This is a genomic window from Streptacidiphilus sp. EB129, from assembly GCF_041262645.1.
Lineage (GTDB): Bacteria > Actinomycetota > Actinomycetes > Streptomycetales > Streptomycetaceae > Streptacidiphilus.
Window position 1 is genome coordinate 44155 of sequence record NZ_JBGCCS010000025.1, and the last position, 22696, is coordinate 66850.

Genomic DNA, 22696 nt, shown 5'->3' on the forward strand with positions numbered 1-22696 from the left:
TCGTGCATGGGCGGCTCCGAAGTTCGGCGAGTGGGTGGACGGTATGTCCGGCTGCGGTCCCCGCTCTATCGCGGGTAGCAGGTGGTTGGTCCGGTGGTGCGAGGGGTTCGCGCGGATGGGGCAGGGGTGGTTCGGAAGTCGTCCCGGACCACCCCTGCGGGTGGGTCAGTCGGGGTCGGCGGCCAGGCCCGTGCGGGGACGGGCTTCGGCGTCGGGGCGCAGGCGGGCCAGGACCTCGGTCAGCCGTTCGGCGCCGACCGTAAGTCCCTGTTCGGTGATCGCGGCGCGGGCAGAGCTGCGGCTGAGGTCGTCCAGGTCGAGGTGAGCGGCGCGCACGAGCTGGACCAGTTCCTCGATGGACGCGGCCGGGGGACGCCCGGTACGACCCGGGTGGGCAGGCCGACCGGAAGTCCCGGTACTGCCCTGACCAGCACCAAAACCCTCCCAGCCGAAGAGCTGGTCCGGCTCGGTGACGCTGTCCGGACCGGGGCTTGGGACCAGCTCCGGGTCCGCCTCGATGCCCGTGGCGGGCACTGCGCTGGGCACCTCGGGCGTCGGTGCCGGTGTCGGTGTGGGGGCCGGTTCGGCTGCGAGGGCGAGCGGCTGCGCGGTCTCAGCAGGGCCTCCGGAAGTCGGGACCGGCTCCTGGTCCGCCTCCGCGCCCGTGGCCGGGACGGTGCTGAGTACCCCGAGTGCCGGTGCTGATGCCGGCGTCTGCGCGGGGACCGGACCGGCTGCGGGGACGGGCCGCTGCGCGTTGTCGGCGTGGTGTTCGGAAGTCGGGGGACGGGTGCCGCCGTGGCGGGTGATCAGGATGTGCAGGTGGGTGGCTCCGGCCAGGGCAAGCGGGGCCAGGGTGGACAGGACTCCGACGGTGGTGTCGCCCAGGCGCAGTTCGGTCCCGGTGGTGGGGAGTTGGTTCAGGCGTACGGCGTGCAGGGCGTTGGCCCAGATGCTGGCCAGCGTGGCGGTCGCGAACAGCGTCCAGACGTAGAGCCTGGCGCGCAGCGGTGCGGCGCGCAGGACGAGCAGGGCGCGCACGCCGTAGGCGATGAAGCCGTCGATGACCACCGGGAACAGGTACGTCAGGGCGGGGCGGACGTGGATGGCGAAGGCCATCTGCCGCAGCGCGTCGTACGACAGGATGCACCCGGCCGCGCCGAGCAGCAGGACCGCCAGGCGATCCCAGAACGTGGCCGTATGGCCGACGGCGCCGGATGCCGCGGTCGGGGACGGGGGTATGGCGGGGGTGGGCAAGGTCGCTCCAGAAGGGTGCTTGAGGGAGGTGGGGGTGCCTGCACGGGCAGGCCGTGGTGCGAGGGCCGTGGGCTGTTGCGGCGAGGAGCCCGGTCCGGCGGGTCGGCGCGGGGTCGCCGAGCCGCCGGTGGGGTGTGGAGGGTGGTGGTGCCCTGGTGGTGGCGGGTGGTCAGGCTCCGCTGAGGGCGGGTTGGCGGCCAGCGGGGCGCATGGCGGCGCGGACCAGGGCGGCTCCGCGTCGGGAGGCGGCCTCGCCTGTGCCGACGGCGACTCTGCGCGGGCCGAGCCCGGCGCAGGTGCGGCAGTTGCCCGCCTGCCGCACGGGATCGCCGCAGGCCGGGCACTCCCCCAGCGGTGTGCCGGCGGGTCCGGACGCGGGGACCTGGGCCGGTACGGGGGGCAGTTTGCGCTCCAGGCGGTCGCGCAGCAGCGCGCTCGCACTGTGGATCCGGTCCGGCAGCCCGCTGAGCAGCGCGTCGCGCAGGTCGCGCTCGCTGCAGCCGCGCTCCAGCCACGGCACCACCTGGGGTGCCAGGGCCACGGCCTCGACGGTGCCCAGCCGCAGGCGCGGCTCGGCGCCCAGCGCACGCAGCAGCGTCTGCGCAGCCCGCCGTACAGGGCCCTCGGCGGCGGGGGCTGCCGCATCAGGCTCGCGGGGTGCGGTGGTGGGATCGGCGGCTTCCCGCCCGCCCTCCCCGCCGGTGCCGGCCGAGCTGCCGTCGTGCGGCTGCCCGGCCTGCTGGCGGGGTGCGGGGAGGGAGGGTTCTTTCTCCAGGTCCTTTACGGGGTTGGAGCCAGCAGGATCGACAGCCGCGCTACCGGCTTCCGGACCGACGGCACCCGGAGCAGCGCTATCCCCGCCCCGTCCTCGCGGCTGCTGGCCGGTCTGCGGGGAGTCGTAGACGTGGGACTCGTTGTGGAAGGTCCCGTCGGCGCGGCGGATCCGCACCACCCGGTAGTACCCGGCCTCGGCCAGCTCCCGCAGCGCCTTGTAGACCGCGGTACGGCCCTGCGGGCTGGAGTCGGCCATCTGCCGGCCGTCCTCGCGCCACCCGTCGGGGCGCGAGAGCAGGTCGGCCAGCAGGCCCCGGGCGGTGTACGACAGCCGCCGGTCCTGGAGGAGGGTGTTGGGCAGGACGGTGAAGCCGCTCAGGTGGCGGCTACGATGTACGCGCATCGGGAGTTCGAGCTCCTTGGTGCCAGACCCCGGGGCGTTCGAGCGCTGCCGGGGTCGCCTATTCAGTTCGTGGACCACGGACCGTACCAGCAAAATCGCGCTCGCCCTCCTTCCATCCCAGAGACCCTGATCACACGTCAGCCCGCAACCACCGTCGCGCTCACCGTGACTTCGCCGCCGCACCACGGTCAGCTGATTTCCCTACCGGTGAACGGCGGGCTGGACACGGCTGCCGAGTGCTGCACCACGGTGTCGGGAGGCCCGTACTACTGCCCCCCAGGTGGCTCTTGCGGCTTCCTTAGCGAGGCGCGCGGAATTGGACTGGAGGCGGGTCCAGCCAGCGGCCATGGGAGCGATGAACTCCAGGACGGGTCGCGTCCGGTCGACACGGATGCCCGTTGGACTGACGAACTCCGCGTGCGCCAGCTTCAGCCTGAGACGGGCTGGCCGGCCGGCTCGGCCTACTGCTGCTCGTAGGCCCGACATTTCCTCGGCGAGTTCCCAGGAGATGGACTCGTGCAGGAATGTTCCGAGGGTCAGCTGGTTCGCCAGCCTGAACCGGGTTGAGGTGTAGACCTGAGGGCCCTGGCCGTCGTGTGCCAGTACTCGGCGCTCGGTATAGGTTGCCGGGCAGCCGCAGGCCGTACCTCGGCGGTCGTCAGCGGACAGGAAGACCGAGCCGTCGCAGTGGTGTGCGAGGCCGCGGTGGTCCCAGAGCTTCAGCTCCGTCGATATCGCGCTGGGGGCATCGATGACGATGTCGACGTCGGCGGTGTCCGTGAGGACCTCGAAGGCATCGTCTCCTGCGGGGCGGCCGGGGCGAACCGTTCCGCCCAGCAACCGGGCCGTGGAGTCGGCGACCTCGGCGTGGGGTGTGGTGATACGCCAGGCTGCCAGCGCTTCAGGCAAAGTCTCGGCCATGCGGCCGGAGCGGAACTTGCCGACCGGCGGGCGCTCCGCAGGCGGGGCGAGGAGGCTGGCCGTGGACAGGGAAGTGGTCACGCTGGGGCGGGCGGGGCAGGGCTGTCGATCGGGCATAGGCGGTGGAGGACCGTTCTGGGAGCGGATTTTGCTGTGGGAGTGGGGGAGGTGCGCGGCAGGCGATGCGGTGGCGCAGGCTGGGCATCACGGCCGGGAAGACACGCAGGGATCAGGATCGGCAGGGAGTTGCGACTGAAGCTGCGTGGGGGAACGCGCCGATCAGGGCTGGCAGGCCCGGGTGTCGGAGCGTGGAGAGCTGACCGTTACATCGCTCTGCCGGCGGAGACGCCGGTGGCGGGGTCAGCGGGCCTGGAGCAGGCAGGTAGAACTGCCAGCGGGGCTGCGGGGACTCCTGCAGCGCGCTGGGGGCCCGTATCCGGGCGGTCGGTCATCGGCGTCCTCGTTCCTGTGACGGCTGGGGTAGTCCTTGCGGGTGTGACGGTGGTGGATGGGTGGACGATCATGCTAGCGCATGGGTGGGTATCCAAGGGGAAGAATCTGCCACTTGTCAAGGACAGTTACCGAACTGTTATCAGAATTCCTATGAGAATCAACACAATTCACCGCATTTCCGGCTCTCCGTCATGCACCGAGGCCAGCGCTGGCAGCGCCGCCTCGATGTCTCCGTCGTCCACTGCGGGCTTCGCCCAGTGGAGCACGATGCGCTTGGCGAGGTCGTCCCCCCGACCTGTCACCCGGGGCAGAACCTCCACCCATTCCACCCAGACCTGGAGGAATTCGCGCCGCTGCTGCATCGTCCACGCGTGCCAGGGCGAACCTTCGCCGATCGGGTCGCCCTGGCTGTCGCCGATCCACTCGTCCAGGGGGAGGCGGACGGAGTCCACCTGCAAGGCCCGTAGCTCGCGGAGCCGGGTGCTGCACCGCTCCTCGCTGTCCTGCAGCGCAGTGACTTCCTCGGCGAACGCTGCGGCACCGATCGCACCCTTGTAGAGCCCCGCGCGCCGCTCGGCATAGACCTGCTTCAGCCGCTCCTGGGTGTGCTTGACCTGGACCTCCAGCTCGTTGCACTCGATGGCCACGCCGACGGTGTCCTGCTGGCGCGCGAACCTCTGCGCCGCGGCCGTCAGCAGCTCGGCGTCGGCCGGATTGTTAGGGTTCGCCGCCAGGACGCGCGACCAGACCTGACGGGCGACGTAGTCATCGGTCAGGTCCACCCGGATACTGACGCGGCTCACCTTCAGCATGTCGGCCGTGTCGTCGTGGCGGTTACAGCGATACCTCGGGACACCGTCGGTGATGGTGGAGCTCATGGTGGCGCCGCTGTAGGAGAAGAGGAACCGCCAGCCACTCAGCAGGTAGGTCCCGCCGTGATAGGTACGCCGCACCATGCCCTTCGGGCTGATCGCGATCTGCAGGGCGTACCACTCGGCCGGGCTGATGATCGCGTCGTGGACGTTCATCGGCTCGCCGTGCACGTCCCGGCGGATGTCCCACTTGTCCGGTCCGGCCTTGTCGGCCGCCATACCGGCGATCCTAGGGTCCCGGAGGATGCGCAGCACCGCCGGTGCCTGCCAGCGGGGGCCCGCATGGATCTTGTAGTGCCCCTGCGCCTGGCGGGCCTTCATGCGGTTGATGCCGGCCTCGTTCCGTGCGCCCGGTGGCGTCACGCCCCTGTCCGTCAGCGTCTTCGCGATTCGCCGGGCGGACATCCCGCCGTTCGCGAGGGCGACCATCTCCTTGATCACCAGAGCGTCCTCCGGCACCTGGGACAGGCGGATGTACTTCACGCCGTCCTCGGTGAACGCCTTCTCGTTGACGAAGCCGAAGGGCGCGGTTCCGGAGACGTGGCCACCCGCCCTGCGGGCCAGCTGCTTCGTGTTGGTGATGAAGACCGACTTGGTGTCGCTCTCCTGCTTGGCCAGCCCCGCGATGATGGCGAAGATACCCGCGCCGATCGGGTCGCTGGTGTCGAGGTAGGGCTCGCGGACGCTGACCAGGGCCACCCCGTGGTCGCGCATCTCCTTCTCGATCGCGAACGCCTCTTGGGCTCCCATCCGCGTCAGCCGCGCGAGAGCGAAGATCACCACGACGTCGCACTGATCGCTCCGGATCAGGCTCATCATCTTGTCGAAGCCGTCGCGCTTCGTGCTCGGATCCCACCCCGACTTGCCCACGTCCCGGAAGCGGTTGACCACTTCGTACCCTCGGGCGGCGCACAGGGATTCGCCGGCTTCCCACTGCATCAGCGGGCTGGCGTCGCTGCCGTCCTCGTTCAGCTTGGACTGGCGCGCGTACAGAAATGCTCGCGGTCGGTCGCCCTGACCTGCGGTTATGGTGCCTATATGTGTGACGTTGGGGAGCATGGGGGTATCGTCACACACTCCTTGGACCACACCGTCGAGGTGACCTCGGGCAGGGCCGCCGCCGTCACCAGGTCGACGCCCTTGGGCACCGGCAGCAACTGGCCCGCCGGAACGGCCACCCGCTCCGCGTACCCGCCGCCGGACAGCAGTGCGCAGACCTCGTCGCCGACCGCCCACCCGGCCACACCGGAACCCAGCGCGACGATCCGCCCGGAGCACTCCAGGCCCGGGTAGGGCGAGGCGCCGGGCGGCGGGTCGTAGAACCCCTGACGCTGCAGCAGATCGGCCCGGTTCACGGCCGAGGCCGCCACCTCGACCAGTACCTCGCCCTCCCCGGGCGAGGGATCGGGCACCTCGGTCAGGGTGAGCGCTTCGGGACCGCCGGGCTTCGTGATCGTGATGGCTCGCATGCCCCCGACGCTACCCCGTCGTCCCAGGCCGGGGCAGGTACCTCCGCCGTCAGCCGGGGAGGGCGTCGGAACGGCGGATCGCGATGACGCGGTCGGTGGGGTGCAGCACCGCGGCGTCCGGGTCGGTGCAGGGGAGGCGCCGGTTGCCGCGGACGACGGCGAGGACCAGGTCGCCGCAGTCGCGCGGGCTGCCGCCGACCTCGGCGGCACTGACCGGGCGGTCGATCACGTCCAGGCCGTTGCCGACGGTCATCAGGTCGTCCAGCACCGCACCGGAGTCGGGACTGAGCGTGGACATCCCGAGCAGCCGTCCGGCCGAGCTGGAGCTGCTGACCACCACCGTCGCGCCGCTCTGCCGCAGCAGCGGCGCGTTCTCGTCCTCACGGACCGCGACCACCACGGTGGCGTGCTTGTTCAGCTGCCGCACCGTCAGGGTGACCAGCACGGCGGTGTCGTCGCGCTGGGTGGCGACGACGATCTGCGCAGCCCGCTCCACCTGTGCGCGGCGCAGCACCTCGGTGCGGGTCGCGTCGCCGAGGATGCCGACCAGGCCGTCCTCGTTGGCCGCCTGGACCGCCTTGTGCTGCGGGTCGACCACCACGATCCGGTCCCTGGGCACGTCCTTGAGCAGCAGCGTGTCCACGGCGTTGCGGCCCTTGGTGCCGTAGCCGACGACCACGATGTGCTGGTCCATGGCGGCCCTCCAGCGCTTGATCCGCCAGAGCCGGCGGGTGCGGGTGGTCAGCACCTCCAGGGTGGTGCTGACCAGGATGATCAGGAAGACCACCCGGAGCGGGGTGATCAGCAGGATGTTGACCACCCTGGCGCTGTCGCTGACCGGGACGATGTCGCCGTAGCGTGTGGTGGAGAGGGTGACCGTGGCGTAGTAGACGGCGCCGAGCAGGTCCAGCCGGTCGTGGGCGCTGTCCCGGTAGCCGTCCCCGCCGAGGTAGACCAGCAGCACGGTCGCCAGCATCACCAGCAGGGCCAGCACGCAGCGGCGTCCGACCTGGCGGCGCGGGTCGGACGCCGGTTCGGGCAGCAGCACCTGGCGCAGTGCCGTCCCGCTCGGGTCGTGCACGGCCGGGCCCGGTCGCGGGTCCTGCGGTGGTGGACCCTGCGTTCGCGGGCGCCGCGTTGGCGGGTGCTGCCGGCCGGGCCGCCGACGGGCCATCAGGCGCCCGCCCCGGTGGGCAGCTCCAGCACTTCGACGCCGGAACCGGCCCGGACTCCGCCCGGCGGCACCACCGCGAGGCCCTCCGCCACGGCGAGCCCGCGCAGCATCGCCGGACCGTCGAAGGCCAGTGGCACCGCTCCCCGATCCGGCAGCGCCACCGGCACCAGCCGGGTGTCCTCCGGATGCCACGGCAGCGGCACCGCGGCCTCCACCAGGTACGGGGCGGCCGCCGGGAAGCCCGCCAGAGCACGCAGCAGCGGCTCGGCGAGGGTGACCGTCCCGGCGACGGCGGCCAGCGGATTGCCGGGCAGCCCGACCAGGTGCCGCGCCCGCGCGCCGTCCTCGGCCGGCGGCAGCGCGGCCAGCAGCATCGGGTGACCGGGCCGGACCGTGACCCCGTCCACCAGCAGCACCGCGTCGAGCTCGGCGAGGACCCGGTGCAGGTGGTCGACCGGTCCGGCCGCGGTGCCGCCGGTGGTCACCACCACGTCGGCCGGGCTGCGCCGCAGGGCTTCCCGCAGCAGGCCGATGTCGTCACGGACCTGGCGCACGGCCAGGATCCGCGCCCCGTACCCGCGCAGCCAGGACGGCAGCAGCGGGCCGAGGGCGTCCCGGATCCGGCCGCCCCTGGGCAGCCCGGAGTCCAGCAGCTCGTCGCCCAGGACCAGCAGTTCCACGGTGGGGCGACGGTGCACGGTCAGCAGGTCGCAGCCGGCCGCTGCGGCGAGGCCGAGCACGGCGGGGGTGACCACGGTGCCGGGCGGCAGCAGCGGCTCCCCGCTGCGGCACTCCTGCCCGCGCGGGCGGATGTCCCGGCCCGTGTCGAGCGGGGACGGTCCGCAGTCGTGCAGCAGCTCCGCACCGTCGCGGTCGCCGCGGATCCGGCCGTCCTCGCGGCGCAGCACCGCGGTGGCGCCGGGCGGCAGTTGGGCGCCGGTGGCGATGCGGACCGCCGTGCCGTCGGCGAGCTGCGCGGCCGAGTCCCCGGCCAGGACCTGGCCCACGGTCCGCCAGGGGCCCGGACCGGAGACGGCCCAGCCGTCCATGGCGGAGGTGTCGAACGCGGGAAGGTCGGTGAGCGCTTCGAGGGGTACGGCGAGAACCCCTCCGAGCGCGTCGGCCAGCTCCAGCCGCTCCGGTACCAGCGCTGCTCCGGCGGCCCGCCGGGCCCGGCGGCGCGCCTCGCGCCAGCCGACCGGACCCACCGGCGCCGCGCCGGGCGAACCGGGCGCGGCGGCGGCCTCGTAGTCGTACGGCCCGGCGGAGCCGGCGCTGCGCGGCGCCCCGGCCGGCCGGGGCACACCGGGCCCGGTGACCTCGGATCCGGTGACATCGGACCTGGTGTCACCGGGATTCGGCGGGCCGCACGGATCCCCGGCGCCCGCCCCGGGGCGGGACGCCGCCATGTCCTCGACGTCGAACGGCGGATCACCGGCCGGCGCGGGGTTCGGCGGAGCGGCCGCCGGACGGATCAGGAACGGGTAGGCGCCGAGCAGATCGCCGTCGGCGGCGGAGTCCACTTCGGTCACCCCGGTTCCTCCTGAGTCGCCGCGCCGCCCGCTCCACCCGTCGAGGTTCCGGCTGTGCCAGCTGTGTCGGCGGCCGACGGGCCGGTGGCCGGCGGTGCCGGCCAGCGCGCGGCCAGGGCGGTGACCCTGCGGTTCGCCTCGGCCACAGCCTCCCGGCCACCCCCCGACCGGGCAGCGGCGTAGCCGACCAGGAACGCCGTCAGCGGGGCGGCGGGACGCGCCACACCGTGGGCGACCTCCCTGGTCATGTCCAGCAGTCCGGGGACATCGACGTCGAGGTCGATCCCCAGCTCGGTCTTCGCCGCGGCGATCCAGTCATCCAGCACCCGTCCATCGTCGCCGATGGACGGGCCGGGAGCGCGCAAGGGGCGGTTTCCGGCTCGTGTCCGCCCCCTCACCGCTCTCCCGCAGCGGTGTCGGTGGCGGCGGCGTCGATGGCGGTGCCGCAGGCAGCGTCGGCGATCCGGCGCGCGGTCGCGACGTCGTCCCAGGTGTCGCAGTCCAGCGCGGCCCGCCCTGGATCGGCGATCCGGCGCACCGTCAGTCCGCCGACCAGCCGGCGCAGCGGCAGCCCGGACGGGTCACCTCCGTGCGCCGCCAGCAGTCCGGCCAGCGCGGTACGCAGCGCGGCGGTCCGGTACGCGGCCGCCAGCGGCTGGTCCCGACCCTCCGCGTCGACCAGCAGCGCGGCGTCGACCACCGACCCCGGACCGGACGGCACCGGACCGGACGACAGGCAAGTGGACGACGCAGGGCCGGACAGGGCGCCGACCAGCAGGTCCGCCGTGGCCGGGTCGAAGAACGGCAGGTCGGCGGCGAGCAGCAGGACCACCTCCGCGCGCGTCTGCGGCAGCCCGGCCGCGACCGCCGCCACCGGGCCACCCCCCGGCGGCGCCTCGCGCACCCACCGCACCGGTCGGCGCGTCACCCGCTCGGGGCCCACCACCACCGTGGTCCCCGCCCCCGCACAGGCTGCCAGCACCCGGTCGAGCAGCGGCGTCCCGCCGACGCTCAGGCCCGGCTTGTCCGCGCCCCCGAGCCGCCGCGCGGCACCCCCGGCCAGCACCATCGCGTCGTACCCAGCGTCCATACCGCAAGTATCGGTGCCGGGGCCGCTGCCGGTGGAGAGTCCGCGACAGCGACGGGAGCGGTCAGAGCTGGTGGTCGGCCAGGATCGCGCCCACCTCGTCCTCGAAGGCCGGGGCCGGGCCGAGGTAGAGCTCCAGGTGCTTGGCCCAGGCGTGGTAGCGGTGCAGCGGGTAGTCGAGGTCCGCGCCGATCCCGCCGTGCAGGTGCTGCGCGGTGGACGCCACGGTCCGCACGCCCTCCGCGGACCAGACCTTCGCGGTGGCCAGGTCGGCGGCCAGCGGCAGGTGCGCGCCGCTGCCGGCGTGGGTGAGCTCCGGGTCGTCCAGGCCGATCCGCCAGGCGGCCTGCCACAGCGTGACCTCCATCGCGCGCAGGTCGATGTAGCGGTCGGCCACCTGCATCGCCACGGCCTGGAAGGTCGCCACCGGGTGGCCGAACTGCTCGCGCTTGCTGGTGTAGTCGGCGGTGATCCGCAGCATCTGCTCGCCCACGCCCAGGCAGAGCGCGGCGTTGCCGACGATCAGCAGTCCGCGCAGGTACTGCCAGTTCGCGCCGTCCGGCGCCGGCTCGCCCAGCTGCGCGGCAGCGTCCACCCGGGCCCCGTCCAGCACCAGCTCCGCCGCCGCCTCCCCGTTCGCGGACACCTGGCCGCGCAGCTCGACCCCGGCCGCCTTCGGGTCGACCAGCACCAGCAGGGTCGCGCCGTCCCCGGTCCGGGCCGGAACCAGCACCCGGTCCATGACCTGCGCGTACGCCACCGCGGTCTGCGAGCCGTGCAGCGTCCAGCCGCCGCCGTCGGCGCGAGCCAGCACCGCCTGGTCGGCCGGCTCGTGGCCGCTGCGGCCGTGCGCGGCGACGCCCAGCAGCAGCCGTCCGGCCGCGACCTCGGGCAGCAGCCTGCGCCGCTGCTCGACGGACCCGTACCGCTGGACCGCGAGCGCCGCGGCCCCGGTCTCCAGCAGTGGCACCCGGGCCAGCACCCGAGCCGCCTCGCGCAGCACCAGGCACCAGGCGACCGGGTCGAGACCGGAGCCGCCGTACTCTTCGGCGAGCGCGATGCCCGGAAGGTCGGACTTGGCGAGCCGCTGCCAGAGCTCCCGGTCGATGTCGGGGGCGACGGGTTCGACGCCGAGGGCCGGGCTGGTGGTGCCGCCGCCGGGCGGCACGTCGGCGAAGGCCGCACGGGCGGCCTCGGCTGCGGCCTGCTGCTCCTCGGTGAAGGTGAAGTCCACGGCTGGTCCCCTTCTGCGCCCTGATGTGACGAGACGTCAGATTAGAACAGGTTCTACTGGATGGGAAGGCACGGGATCGCCTGGATACGGCGTCCACCCCCGGGTTCCGACATGACAACAAAGTCGGACAATGCCTGACTGCCGCTGTCGCGAGAGCCACAAGGTCAGTAGCGTTCGGGACGACCACCCCGCCACGGCAGACCGTACCGGCGGGACCGCCAGGAGGTTCGAGGTACGCGCGTGGCAGAGCACCCCGGCGAGACGGCGGCAGAGCCGGAGGCGATACCCGGCCCCACCCTGCCCGCGCAGCGCTCCGCGCCGTCCGAGGCCCGGCCCCCCGCCGAAGCCGAGGCCCCCGCCGGGGCGGACACCCCCGCCGCGTCGGCCGCCCCCGCCGAGGCGGGTACGCCCACCGGGGCGGGGGCCCGCCGCTGGTCGACGGCATCGCTGCTGACGCTCGCCGCCGCCGCGGTGATGCTGGTCGGCGCCACCGCCTGGCACCTGGGCACGGTGTTCCTCTCCATAGCGCCGTCGAACACCCTCTCGCAGTCCTACCAGTCCACGATCAGCGCCCATGTGAACCCCGAGTTCGAGCAGAACTGGCAGCTGTTCGCGCCCAACCCGCTGCAGGACAACATCGCCATCGAGGTCCGCCTGCAGACCCTCGCCGCCGACGGCAGCCGACCGCAGTCCGGCTGGATCAACCTCACCGCCCGGGACATCGCGCAGATCCGGGACAACCCGGCGCCCAGCCACATCAACCAGAACCTGCTGCGCCGGGCCTGGGACTACTACACCTCGTGGCACAACCAGTCGGACGAGAGCTCGCTCGGCAGCGGCGGCCCGCTGTCCAAGGAGTACCTCAAGCGCATCGCGCTGCAGCGGCTCGGCCGGGACTGGAACGGCAACCCGATCATCGAGGTCCAGTTCCGCTCCGCCAGCACCCCGGTCGGCGGACCGGCCTGGACCGGTGCGCCGCAGCAGCCGCAGACCAGCTACCGGACGCCGCAGTGGTGGCCGGTCGCCGACGACGACTACGTGGGGTTGCACTGATGGACACCCTGCGTGCCCGTGCCGGCTCGGCCCTGCTGGCCGGCTGGACCACCGTCACCGGCCGCGCCCTCGCGCCGTACCAGGCGGCGGTGGTCCGGATCGGCTTCGCCCTGTGCTTCGGCGCTTTCCTGCTGCGCGAGTGGCCGCACCGCCGCGAGCTCTACGGCGACCACGCCGCCTGGAGCCTGGACCTGGCCCGGCAGATGCTGGCCGACAACCACGCCTTCACGGTGCTGGCCTGGTCCTCCAGCGGCTGGTGGTTCGAGTTCGTCTACGTGGCCGCGATCGTGGTCAGCGTGCTGCTGCTGCTCGGCTGGCGCACCCGGTCGATGTCCGTGCTGTTCATGGTCTGCGTGCTGTCGATCCAGAACCGCAGCGTGCTGGTCGGCGACGGCGGCGACAACGTGATCCACCTGATGGCGATCTACCTCGCCTTCACCCGCTGCGGCACGGTCTGGTCGCTGGACTCGCGCCGGCGGCGGCTGCACCCGGAGCGGGTGGGCGACCGGGACACCGTGGGCGTGCTGCTCTGGACCGCGTTCGGCGTGCTGCTGATGTACGTGCAGTTCGGCGGGGTCGACACGATGGGCATGCTGGGCGGCGGTGTCTACAGCTGGAGCACCGTCTTCTGGGGGTTCTGGACACTCGCCGGCGTCCGGTGGTTCCTGGGCCACCGCGACCCGGACGGCGAGCCCCGCGCGCTGATGGACGCTATCGGAACCATGCTGCACAACTGCGCGATGCTGGTGGTCGCGGTCGAGGTCTGCTTCATCTACGCCACCGCCGGCTGGTACAAGATCCAGGGATCGCTCTGGCAGAGCGGCAGCGCGCTCTACTACCCGCTGCACCTCGACTACTTCAACCCCTGGACCGGACTGTCGCACCTGCTCTCGGCGCACCCGGTGCCGGTCCTCCTGATCACCTACGGCACCGTGATCGTGCAGGTCGCGTTCCCGTTCCTGGTGTTCAACCGGCGCATCAAGAACGTGCTGCTGGTGCTGATGATGACCGAGCACGCCGCGATCGCGGTGACGCTGGGGCTGCCGTTCTTCTCACTGGCCATGATCTCCGCCGACGCGGTCTTCCTACCGACGACCTTCCTGGTCTGGCTGGGCACCCGGCTGACCCGCCACGCCACTCCCCTCGCCACGGTCGTGCGGCAGGTGTTCGCACGCCGCACCCGCGTCGCGCGCTCCACCGAAGGAGCGACCACGGTCTGACAGTCGCGTCGACGGCCGGGTTACGAGGCCCGTCGCGACATCCAGTGGAAGAGGCCCATGCCGACGCTGGTGGCCAGGTTGAAGCTGGAGACCTGGGGCTGCATCGGGATGGCGACCAGCCGGGTGGCGCGGGCGCGGACGGCGGGGGAGATGCCGTGGCGCTCCGAGCCGAAGGCGATCAGCGCGCCGTCGGGGAAGGTGATGGCGCGGATGTCGTCGCCGTCCGGGTCGAGCGCGAAGAGCGGGCCGTCCGGCAGCTGGTCCTGCGTCAGCGGCTCGACCGCGGTGGCGTAGTGGAGTCCCGCGCCGCCGCGTACCGCCGCGGGGTGCCAGGGGTCCACGTCACCGGTGGTGACCACGCCGGTGACGCCGAAGCCGGCCGCCAGGCGGACCACCGCGCCGACGTTGCCGAGGTTGCGCGGGTTGTCGAGGACCACCACCGGCGCGCGGCGCGGCTGCCGCGCCAGCGCGGCGAGGTTCGCCGCGCGCGGCCGACGCGCTGCGAGCGCCGCGACGCCGGTGGGGTGCAGCCGCGGCACCAGCGTCCGCAGCTCCGCCACCGGGACCTCCACCGCCAGCGCGTCCACCCGCGCGGCGAGGTCCGGCGCGAGCTCCTGCGCCAGCGCCGCGACCCCGGCCCGGTCGCGGGTCAGCACCGCCCGTACCTCCGCGCCGAAGCGCAGCGCGTGCTTGAGCGCGTGGAAGCCGTCGAGCAGCACGCTGTCGTCCGCGCGCTCGGCCTCGCGCCACTGCCGCAACGCGCTCTCCCTGTCGTTCATCGCCCCAGGTTACGGCCCCGTGGGGGCCCGTGGGCGAACGGCGGAGCGCCCTGCCCGGGGGTCCGGGCAGGGCGCTCGCCGCCTACGGTGCGGTGCCGGGGCGACTACTTCCGGGCCGCGCGCACCCGGCCGAGGATGGTGGAGGTCGCGATGATCGCCATCGTCCCCAGCAGCATCATCGAGCCGATCACGTCGATCTGGGCCGGGTAGGCACGCTGCACCGAGCCCCAGATGTACATGGGGAAGGTCTCCAGGTTGCCGGCCGTGAAGACGGTGATGATGTAGTCGTCCACCGAGAGCGCGAAGGCGAGCAGTGCCGCCGCCGCGATACCGGGGGCCACCAGCGGCAGCGTGACCTTCATGAAGGTCTGGAACGGGGTGGCGTAGAGGTCCTGTGCCGCCCGCTCCAGGGTCGGGTCCATGCCGGCGAGGCGGGCCTTGACCGTCACCACGACGTAGCTGACGCAGAACATCACATGCGCGATGGTGATGGTCCAGAAGCCCAGCGCGCCGGGGCCGATGGTGTTGAAGAACATCGCGGCCAGGGTCGCGCCCATGACCACCTCGGGGGCGGCCATCGGCAGGAACAGCAGGGCGTTGATGCCGGAGCGGGCCTTGAAGCGGTGCCGCACCATGGCGAAGGCGATCATCGTGCCCAGCACCGTCGCCACGATGGTGGCGACCGCGCCGATCTCCAGCGAGAGCCCGATGCTGTGGCACATGCCGGCCTGCGCACAGGGATTGGTCCACGCCGACGTCGAGAAGTGGTTCCAGACGTAGTTGAACTTGCCCGAGGGCTTGTTGAAGGACATCCACAGGATGACCGCGTTCGGCAGCAGCATGAAGACGAAGATCGCCACCGTGACGACCAGCAGGACGCGCTCGCGGGCCCAGGCCAGCGGGCTGCGGCGGCGTACCGCCGGGGCTGCCGCGCGGGCGGCGGCGGGGGGAGCAGTCAGAGTCGTCATCAGAGCAGATCCTCCGTACCGGCCTTGCGGATGTAGCTCATCACCAGGACGAGCGTGCCGACCATCATCACGACCGAGATCGCCGAACCGACCGGGTAACCGGAGGTCTGCCGCAGGAACAGGTCCTCGATCTTCTGGCCGACCACGCCGGTGTTCGGGTTGCCCAGCAGCTGGGCGTTGATGTAGTCGCCGACCGCCGGGATGAAGGTCAGCAGGGTGCCGCCGATGACACCGGGCATCGACAGCGGCAGCGTGATCCGCCGCCAGGTGGTGAAGGTGCTGCAGTAGAGGTCGTTGCCGGCCTCCAGCAGCCTGGGGTCGATCTTCTCCAGCGAGGTGTAGAGCGGGAGGATCGTGAACGGCAGGAAGTTGTAGACCATCCCGCAGACCACGGCCGCCGGTGTGTTGATCACATGGCCGCCGGTGGTCCAGCCCAGGGCCTGGGTCACCGAGAGGATGTGCGCGCTCTTCAGCACGTGCACCACCGGGCCCTGGTCGGCGAGGATCGTCTCCCAGGCGATGGTGCGGATCAGGAAGCTGGTGAAGGAGGGCACGATCACCAGGGCCATCAGCAGCGACTTCCACTTACCGCCCTTGAAGGCGATGAAGTAGGCCACCGGGTAGCCCAGCGCCAGGCAGAAGAACGTGGTCAGCACCGAGTAGAGGGACGAGTGCCAGTACTGGGTGCCGTAGTCCTTGATGGCGTGGGCGTAGTTGCCCCAGTGCCAGGTGAGCTTGAAGCCGTCGTCGTAGTTGCCGGTCTGCACCGAGGCCGAGACCGAGGTGAGGATCGGGATCAGGAAGAAGACGGTCAGCCAGATCAGGCCCGGCAGCAGCAGCAGCCAGGGGGTCAGGTTGCGGCGCGGCTTGTGGTCCGGAGGGACCGCCTTGCGCTCCGCCTTCCCGACCGAGGGGTCGGCGACGGTGGTCACGCGGCGCCCTCCTCGTCCAGGACCGCGCCGGCCTCGATGTCCTGGGTGCCGTCCAGGCCGAAGCCCTGGCTCGGGTCCCAGTAGATGACGACCTCGTTGCCGGGGCGCTGGATGGCGCGACCGGTGTTCTGCTCGAACACCGAGACCTCCTCGCCGGAGGGCAGGTTGACCAGGTACTGGGTGGAGACGCCGATGAAGGAGGTGTCCACCACGGTGCCGCTGAGGCTGTTGAAGCCGCTCGGCACGTCGGCCTCGGTCTCGGCGATCTGCACCTTCTCCGGGCGGACGCCGAGGATCACCGTGCCGCTGGTGGCACGGCAGCGGGCGGCCGGCAGCGTGAGCGTGCGCCCGTGGGCGCTGACGGTGACCACGTCGCCGTCGACGCCCTCGACCGTGCCGGGGATCAGGTTGGACTGGCCCAGGAAGTTGGCAACGAAGGTGGTGGCCGGGTTCTCGTAGAGCTCGGCGGGGGAGCCCATCTGCTCGATCCGGCCCTGGTTCATCACCGCGATGGTGTCGGCCATGGTCATGGCCTCCTCCTGGTCGTGGGTGACGTGGACGAAGGTGAGGCCGACCTCGGTCTGGATCCGCTTCAGCTCGATCTGCATCTGCCGGCGCAGCTTGAGGTCCAGGGCGCCCAGCGGCTCGTCCAGCAGCAGCACCTGCGGCTGGTTGATCAGGGCCCGGGCGAGCGCGATGCGCTGCTGCTGGCCACCCGAGAGCTGGTTGGGCTTGCGCTTCGCCAGGTGGCCCAGCTCGACCAGCTCCAGCATCGCCTCGACCGGCTGCTTGACGCTCTTGAAGCCGCGGCGGCGCAGGCCGAAGGCGACGTTCTCGAAGATGTCCAGGTGCGGGAAGAGCGCGTAGTTCTGGAACACCGTGTTCACCGGGCGCCGGTACGGCTTGGTGTCGGTGACCTCGGCGTCGCCGAGGAAGATCTGACCCGCCGTCGGGTCCTCCAGGCCGGAGACCATGCGCAGGGTGGTGGTCTTGCCGCACCCGGAGGCGCCCAGCAGCGCGAAGAACGACCCCTGCGGGATGGTCAGGTCCAGGTTGTCGACGGCGGTGAAGGCACCGAAGCGCTTGGTCAGGCCGACCAGGCGGAGATCCCCGCCCTCGGTGCGGCCGAGTACATCGTTGGAGCTCATCGAGACTCTTCTTTCGGTGAGGAGGCGGGGTCCGCTACTGGCCGGTGATCTGCTGGAATCGGCTGGTGTAGTCGTCCAGTTGGGCGATGCTGAGGGCCATGAAGCCGCGGGCCTTGGCCTGCATCTCCTGGGTGGGAACGATGAGCGGTACGGCGGCGGCGGTGGAGTCCAGTTGCTGGAGCGCGGCCACGGCACCCTCGACCGAGGGGATGTAGTCGATGTAGTCGTCGAGCGCCGCGGCGACGTCGGGCTGCAGGTAGTAGTTCAGCAGCTTCTCGGCGTTGGTCTTGTGCCGCGCGAAGTTGGGGATGACGCAGTTGTCGGACCAGGCCAGCAGACCCTCCTTGGGGAGGTCCACGGTGACCAGGTTGGGCTTGCCGAGCTGCGCCACGTCGCCGGAGTAGGCCATGGTCACCGCGGTGTTGCCCTGCTGGAACGCGCTCAGGTAGTCGTTCCCGGTGAAGGAGCGGATCTGGCCCGAGTCCTTGGCCCGGCGGACGTACTCCAGGGCCTGGTTGAACTGCGAGTCGGTGAAGTGCTCGGGGTCGAAGCCCAGCGCGAGCAGCGACAGCGCGACCGTGTCCTCCATCTCGCTGAACAGCGCGACCTTTCCGCGCAGGTCCGGCCGGGTGAAGACCTCGGAGATCGAGGTGATCGGCTGCTTCACCAGCTCGGTGTTGTAGGCGATGGTGGTGTAGCCGTAGGCCCACGGCACCGAGAAGCGGCGGCCCGGGTCGGTCGCGTCGTGCAGAACGCTCGGCAGCATCTTCGAGTGGTTCGGGATGTTCGCCAGGTTCAGTTCCTGGATGTAGTCGTACGCGCGGTACTTGGCCACCATGTAGTCGCTGACCACCATGATGTCGTAGCCGGTGTCGATCCCCTTCACCAACGACGGGTCGACCTTGGTGTACCAGTCGTTGTTGTCGTTGATGATCTCCAGGTAGGTGACCTGGATGCCGCTCTGCTTGACGAAGGCGTCCAGCGTGGGGCGCTTGTTGGGGTTCTTCGGGTCGACGTCGATGTACGCCGGCCAGGTCGCGAAGACGACCTTCTTCTCGGTGGCGGAGTAGTCCTTGCCGGCCTGCCCCACCTCCTTGCCACCAGGCGGGACGACATGGCCCTGCACACCGCAGCCCGACAGCAGCCCGGCGCCGGCCGCGGCCAGACCTCCCGCTGTCACACCACGGAGCAGGGAACGACGGCTCATCGCGGCGGCCGCCGAGTGGGCGCGGGTGCGGTTCGAGAACCGCACGAGGTCGGAGAAGCTGGGGCCCGTCATGGGGGTGGAGTGGCCTTTCTGCGGGACGCGGGGGTGCTGGTCGAAGGTCCTTTCCAGCGGTGGAGGCGGGGCAATTCGGGTGCCGCATCAGTGGATGGGGTCAGAGGCTAGGCGAAAATTCTGCGAATTCCACGGCCCTATGCCTGGTTGACTGCGGAATCGTTACCTGCGTGAACATTCCGCGACGTGATCCGCACCTCTGCTCACAGTGGGTGATAGCCCCCCGGATCGGCTAGCTACAGCTTGTAAAAGGCGCAACAGAAGCCCTGCTGCTCTGACAGTCGGACGACGAAGGGGCCGTGCGGGATGATCCCGGCACGGCCCCTTCTCAGTGGTCGGCAGTTCGTCAGCGGCTCGTCGGCGGCTCGTCGATCCTTGTCGGATTGTCAGCGGCGCGGAGCGCGGTCAGGCGTGGCGGCGCACCTCGATCGCGCGGAACCGGGAGGCGACAAAGGCCGCGTCGCAGTACGCCGAGTTCGCCGCCGGGTTCGCCCCGGTGCCGTGCAGGTCGGAGAAGGCCGCGGTCTGGTTGACGTAGACCTGGCCGGTGAGGTTCAGCGACAGCGAGACCCCGGCGTCCAGGCAGGCGCCGATGACCGCGGACTCGACCTCGGGCGAGGTGGTGTACGCGGAGGCGGTCATCGCGCCACGCTCACGCACCGTGTCCCGCAGCAGCTCGACGGCCTGCGCGCTGGAGTCCACGGCCACCACGAAGCTGATCGGGCCGAAGCACTCGCCGGGCAGCGCGTCCGTCTCGCCGTCCAGGGTCACCAGCGCGGGCGTACGGACCACGGCGTCGGGGAAGCCGTCGACCGGGACGCTGCGGGAGACCAGTGCCGACGCGCCGAACTCACCCTTCTCGGCGCGCTCGATCCGCTGCAGCACACCGGGGTTGACGATGGCCCCGAGCAGCCCGGCCGCCCGGGCGTCGTCGCCCAGCAGCCCCTCGATCGCCCCGGTCAGGTCGGCGACGACCTGCTGGTACTCCTTGTGGCCCTGGTCGGTGGCGATACCGCCGCGCGGGACCAGCAGGTTCTGCGGAGTGGTGCACATCTGCCCGCTGTAGAGGCTGAGCGAGAACGCGAGGTTGGCGAGCATCCCGGCATAGTCGTCGGTGGAGTCCACCAGGACCGTGTTGACGCCGGCCTTCTCGGTGTAGACCTGCGCCTGGACGGCGTTCTCCTCCAGCCAGTCGCCGAAGGCGGTCGACCCGGTGTAGTCGATGACCCGCACCGCCGGGTTCAGCGCCAGCGTCTTGGCCAGACCCTCCCCCGGCTTCTCGGCGGCCAGCAGCACCAGGTCCGGACTGAAGCCGGCCTCGGCCAGCACCTCGCGGGCGATCGCGACGGTCAGCGCCAGCGGCAGCACCGCGCGGGGATGCGGCTTCACCAGCACCGGGTTGCCGGTGGCCAGCGAGGCGAACAGGCCCGGGTAGCCGTTCCAGGTCGGGAAGGTGTTGCAGCCCACCAGCAGGGCCACCCCGCGCGGGACGGCGGTGAACTCCTTGACCATCCGCAGCGGGTCCCGCTTGCCCTGCGGCTTGGTCCACTCGGCCCGCTCAGGCAGCCGGGTCTGCTCCAGGTACGCCACGGCGACGGCCTCCAGGCCGCGGTCCTGCGCGTGCGGGCCGCCGGCCTGGAAGGCCATCCCGTAGGCCTGCCCGGTGGTGTGCATCACCGCGGTGCCGAACTCCGCGGAGCGGGCGTTGATCTGGGCGAGAATCTCGCAGCAGACGACCGCCCGCACCAGCGGTCCGGCCTGCGCCCAGGCGGGCTGCGCGGCGCGGGCGGCGGCGACCAGCGCCTCCGGGTCCCCGGCGTGCGGGTAGCCGACCCGCAGCTCGGGCCCGTACGGGGACTGCTCCCCGCCGTTCTCGAGGTCGGGGCCGACCCGGCCGTCCGTGCCCGGCTGGTCCACCAGCAGGTCGTGGCCGTGGAAGGCGTCCAGCGCGAAGGGCTCGCCGTAGGCGCGCGGGCTCTCCGGGTACGGCGACCAGTAGTCGCGGGTGGCGAGGGCAGCGAGAGCGCTGTCCAGAGTGGGCTGATGACGGTCGATCAGCTCTTGCGGCATAAGGGACACTCCTCGATGGGTCCTGGCGACGCTGCCAGGACCCACAGTAACCGAATGATCGGTCGGTTCAAGAGTGCCCGGCCTGCCGAAATGTCCGGCCGGCCAGTACCGGACCGACGGAGCCGGCCCGACGGCGCGGGTCGGGGGCGATGCCCGCCATCCGCGCTACAGCCGGGCCAGCACCCGATCCAGCAGGGCCAGCTCCTCCGGATCCAGCGCCAGCAGCACCCCCGGCGGCCGCGCCAGGATCGCCTCGGCCCGCAGCGCGGCAGCCGTCCCCAGCTCCGTGACGGTGACCACCTTGCAGCGCCGGTCGTCCAGGTCGACACTGCGCCGCACCAGCCCGCGGCGCTCCAGATCGTCGACGATCACGCTGGTGTAGGGCTTGTCCGTGGCCAGCGCCGTAGCCAGTTCGCTCATCCGCAGCGGCCCGGCCACCAGTCGGCGCAGCGCCTTGCTGCGCACGAAGCTCATCCCCAGCGCCTCGGCGACCTCGGCCTTGCGGTCGTCCTGCTCCAGCACCAGATGGCGCATCGCCGCGAACACGCGCGCGGCGGTGTCCGACTGCCCGGCGGGAGTGCTCGTGATGTCGGTGCTCGTCGTGTCGGTGCTCGTTGTGTTGCTCATGCGGGGACCGGCGTCCTGACGTCTTCGGGGGCGAGCCTCGCCGCGGTACGGGCGGCCGTGCCCTTGGCCCAGGCACCGGTGGTGAGGATACCCAGCAGCAGCACCGCCAGTCCGCAACCCACCGCGATCCACCAGCCGATATGGCTGGCCTCGGCGAAGCCGGCGCCCAGCGGTCCGTGGACGGAGGAGGTCACCACCGAGCCAATCACCGCGACGCCCAGCGACTGGCCGACCTGCCGGCTGGTGGAGGCGACCGCCGCGGCCACCCCGGCCTGGCTCCGGGGCATCCCGGAGACCGCGGTGTTGGTGATCGGCGCGTTCAGCATGCCGAAGCCGATGCCGAACAGCAGGTAGGCGGTGAGCAGTTGCCAGACCGGCGTGGTCAGCGACAGACCGGTGAGCATCAGCCCGCTGAGCGACATGGCGATTCCCGCGACGATCAGCGGCAGCCGGGGACCGCGGGTACCGACCAGCCGTCCGGACAGCGGCGAGAAGACCACCGTCATCACGGCCATCGGCAGGGTGTAGAGGCCGGCGTGCAGGGCGCTGTAGTGCAGCACGTTCTGCAGGTAGAGGGTGTTCAGGAAGAGGAAGCCGGCCAGTGCGGCGAAGCCGCAGACCGCGATGACGGTCGCCCCGGCGAACGGGACGCTGCGGAAGAAGCGCAGGTCGATCAGTGGTTCCCGGCGACGGGTCTCGTAGCCGACCAGCCCGGCCAGCGCGCCGACGGCGGCGGCGAAGCAGAGCAGCGTCTGCGCGGAGGTCCAGCCGGCGGCGGGGGCCTCGATGATGCCGTAGGTGACCGAGGCCAGCAGGGTGATCACCAGGAGCTGGCCGACCGGGTCGATCCGGCGCGGACGCGCGGCCCTGGACTCCGGTACGAAACGCCCGGCCAGGAGCAGGGCGGCGATACCGACCGGGATGTTGATCCAGAAGATCGACGGCCAGCCGATCGACCCCACCAGCAGGCCGCCCAGCAGCGGGCCCAGGGCCATGCTGACGCCGACGGTTCCGCCCCAGACACCGATGGCCCGGGCACGCTCGCGCGGGTCGGTGAAGGTGTTGGTGATGATCGACATGGCCACCGGGTTGAGCATCGAGCCGCCGACGGCCTGGATCATCCGGGCCGCGATCAGCCAGCCGAGGCCGGGCGCCAGGCTGCACAGCAGCGAGCCGAGGGTGAACAGCAGCAGCCCGAACTGGAAGGTCCGGCGCCGGCCGATCCGGTCCCCGGTGGAGCCGGACAGCATCAGCAGGCTGGCCAGCACCAGGGTGTAGGCGTCGATGATCCACTGCAGACCGGAGACGGAGGCGTGCAGGTCGCGCTGGATGGAGGGCAGCGCGACGTTCACGATCGTGTTGTCCAGGCCGACGATGAACAGGCTCATGCAGCAGATCGCCAGGACCAGGAACCGTCTGCGCGCACTGAGCTCGGGCATCAGGC

17 protein-coding genes and 2 pseudogenes are annotated in these 22696 nt (G+C 71.7%); 2 read left to right on the top strand and 17 right to left on the bottom strand.

Annotated elements, in window-relative coordinates:
* Positions 1–165: 165 nt before the first annotated feature.
* From ABH925_RS26415 to ABH925_RS26455, 9 genes and pseudogenes are all read right to left on the bottom strand, one after another.
* Positions 166–1257, bottom strand: a complete 1092-nt coding sequence (locus tag ABH925_RS26415; RefSeq protein WP_370151490.1) for a DUF2637 domain-containing protein — start codon at positions 1255–1257, stop codon at positions 166–168.
* A gap of 169 nt (positions 1258–1426) precedes the next feature.
* Complete coding sequence (locus ABH925_RS26420) at positions 1427–2434, bottom strand: hypothetical protein (protein WP_370151493.1); 1008 nt, start codon at positions 2432–2434, stop codon at positions 1427–1429.
* Positions 2435–2635: 201 nt separating this feature from the next.
* Positions 2636–3436, bottom strand: coding sequence for a hypothetical protein (locus ABH925_RS26425; protein ID WP_370151495.1), 801 nt, complete (start codon positions 3434–3436; stop codon positions 2636–2638).
* Positions 3437–3975: 539 nt separating this feature from the next.
* Positions 3976–5739, bottom strand: a complete 1764-nt coding sequence (locus ABH925_RS26430; protein ID WP_370151497.1) for a recombinase family protein — start codon at positions 5737–5739, stop codon at positions 3976–3978.
* A gap of 23 nt (positions 5740–5762) precedes the next feature.
* Positions 5763–6149 (bottom strand): annotated as a pseudogene (locus tag ABH925_RS26435) (alcohol dehydrogenase catalytic domain-containing protein); the annotation flags it as partial.
* A 49-nt stretch (positions 6150–6198) separates the two neighbouring features.
* Entirely contained in the window at positions 6199–7230 is a 1032-nt protein-coding gene (locus tag ABH925_RS26440) for a TrkA family potassium uptake protein (RefSeq protein WP_370151500.1), read from the bottom strand.
* 92 nt (positions 7231–7322) lie between these two features.
* Positions 7323–8855, bottom strand: a complete 1533-nt coding sequence (locus ABH925_RS26445) for a molybdopterin molybdotransferase MoeA (RefSeq protein WP_370151502.1) — start codon at positions 8853–8855, stop codon at positions 7323–7325.
* Positions 8852–9945 (bottom strand): annotated as a pseudogene (locus ABH925_RS26450) (DUF6457 domain-containing protein). Before ABH925_RS26450 ends, ABH925_RS26445 begins: the two are co-directional and overlap by 4 nt.
* A 61-nt stretch (positions 9946–10006) precedes the next feature.
* Complete coding sequence (locus tag ABH925_RS26455; RefSeq protein ID WP_370151505.1) at positions 10007–11176, bottom strand: acyl-CoA dehydrogenase family protein; 1170 nt, start codon at positions 11174–11176, stop codon at positions 10007–10009.
* A gap of 240 nt (positions 11177–11416) precedes the next feature.
* Between ABH925_RS26455 and ABH925_RS26460 the strand changes: the two genes are divergently transcribed.
* On the top strand, positions 11417–12229 hold the full coding sequence (locus ABH925_RS26460; protein WP_370151507.1) for a DUF5819 family protein: 813 nt from the start codon (positions 11417–11419) through the stop codon (positions 12227–12229).
* Positions 12229–13449, top strand: coding sequence for an HTTM domain-containing protein (locus tag ABH925_RS26465; RefSeq protein WP_370151509.1), 1221 nt, complete (start codon positions 12229–12231; stop codon positions 13447–13449). The genes ABH925_RS26460 and ABH925_RS26465 overlap by 1 nt, the downstream gene beginning before the upstream one ends.
* Positions 13450–13469: 20 nt before the next feature.
* Here the strand turns inward: ABH925_RS26465 and ABH925_RS26470 are convergent, their stop codons facing one another.
* The 8 genes from ABH925_RS26470 to ABH925_RS26505 all read right to left on the bottom strand — a co-directional run bounded on the left by ABH925_RS26470 (position 13470) and on the right by ABH925_RS26505 (position 22691).
* The gene (locus ABH925_RS26470; RefSeq protein WP_370151511.1) at positions 13470–14228 is read right to left on the bottom strand and encodes a TrmH family RNA methyltransferase; all 759 of its coding nucleotides are present in this window, start codon (positions 14226–14228) and stop codon (positions 13470–13472) included.
* A gap of 104 nt (positions 14229–14332) precedes the next feature.
* Entirely contained in the window at positions 14333–15196 is an 864-nt protein-coding gene (locus tag ABH925_RS26475; protein ID WP_370151514.1) for an ABC transporter permease, read from the bottom strand.
* On the bottom strand, positions 15196–16128 hold the full coding sequence (locus tag ABH925_RS26480) for an ABC transporter permease (protein WP_370151515.1): 933 nt from the start codon (positions 16126–16128) through the stop codon (positions 15196–15198). Before ABH925_RS26480 ends, ABH925_RS26475 begins: the two co-directional genes overlap by 1 nt.
* Positions 16125–17276, bottom strand: coding sequence for an ABC transporter ATP-binding protein (locus tag ABH925_RS26485; RefSeq protein ID WP_370151519.1), 1152 nt, complete (start codon positions 17274–17276; stop codon positions 16125–16127). The genes ABH925_RS26480 and ABH925_RS26485 overlap by 4 nt, the downstream gene beginning before the upstream one ends.
* A 34-nt stretch (positions 17277–17310) precedes the next feature.
* Positions 17311–18555, bottom strand: coding sequence for a PotD/PotF family extracellular solute-binding protein (locus ABH925_RS26490; RefSeq protein ID WP_370151521.1), 1245 nt, complete (start codon positions 18553–18555; stop codon positions 17311–17313).
* A 405-nt stretch (positions 18556–18960) separates the two neighbouring features.
* Complete coding sequence (paaN, locus tag ABH925_RS26495) at positions 18961–20625, bottom strand: phenylacetic acid degradation protein PaaN (protein ID WP_370151523.1); 1665 nt, start codon at positions 20623–20625, stop codon at positions 18961–18963.
* Positions 20626–20790: 165 nt separating this feature from the next.
* On the bottom strand, positions 20791–21252 hold the full coding sequence (locus tag ABH925_RS26500; RefSeq protein WP_370151525.1) for a MarR family winged helix-turn-helix transcriptional regulator: 462 nt from the start codon (positions 21250–21252) through the stop codon (positions 20791–20793).
* Positions 21249–22691 carry an MFS transporter gene (locus ABH925_RS26505; protein ID WP_370151526.1) on the bottom strand — a complete coding sequence of 481 codons (1443 nt, stop codon included), beginning with the start codon at positions 22689–22691 and terminating at the stop codon, positions 21249–21251. Before ABH925_RS26505 ends, ABH925_RS26500 begins: the two co-directional genes overlap by 4 nt.
* Between the last annotated feature and the right edge of the window lie 5 nt (positions 22692–22696).

Bases quoted from the DNA above. Each gene is read 5' to 3' on its own strand.
- ABH925_RS26420 (WP_370151493.1), bottom strand. From the start codon at position 2,434: ATGCGCGTACATCGTAGCCGCCACCTGAGCGGCTTCACCGTCCTGCCC.
- ABH925_RS26430 (WP_370151497.1), bottom strand. From the start codon at position 5,739: ATGCTCCCCAACGTCACACATATAGGCACCATAACCGCAGGTCAGGGC.
- ABH925_RS26465 (WP_370151509.1), top strand. From the start codon at position 12,229: ATGGACACCCTGCGTGCCCGTGCCGGCTCGGCCCTGCTGGCCGGCTGG.
- ABH925_RS26470 (WP_370151511.1), bottom strand. From the start codon at position 14,228: ATGAACGACAGGGAGAGCGCGTTGCGGCAGTGGCGCGAGGCCGAGCGC.
- ABH925_RS26475 (WP_370151514.1), bottom strand. From the start codon at position 15,196: ATGACGACTCTGACTGCTCCCCCCGCCGCCGCCCGCGCGGCAGCCCCG.
- ABH925_RS26485 (WP_370151519.1), bottom strand. From the start codon at position 17,276: ATGAGCTCCAACGATGTACTCGGCCGCACCGAGGGCGGGGATCTCCGC.
- ABH925_RS26490 (WP_370151521.1), bottom strand. From the start codon at position 18,555: ATGACGGGCCCCAGCTTCTCCGACCTCGTGCGGTTCTCGAACCGCACC.
- paaN (WP_370151523.1), bottom strand. From the start codon at position 20,625: ATGCCGCAAGAGCTGATCGACCGTCATCAGCCCACTCTGGACAGCGCT.
- ABH925_RS26500 (WP_370151525.1), bottom strand. From the start codon at position 21,252: ATGAGCAACACAACGAGCACCGACACGACGAGCACCGACATCACGAGC.
- ABH925_RS26505 (WP_370151526.1), bottom strand. From the start codon at position 22,691: ATGCCCGAGCTCAGTGCGCGCAGACGGTTCCTGGTCCTGGCGATCTGC.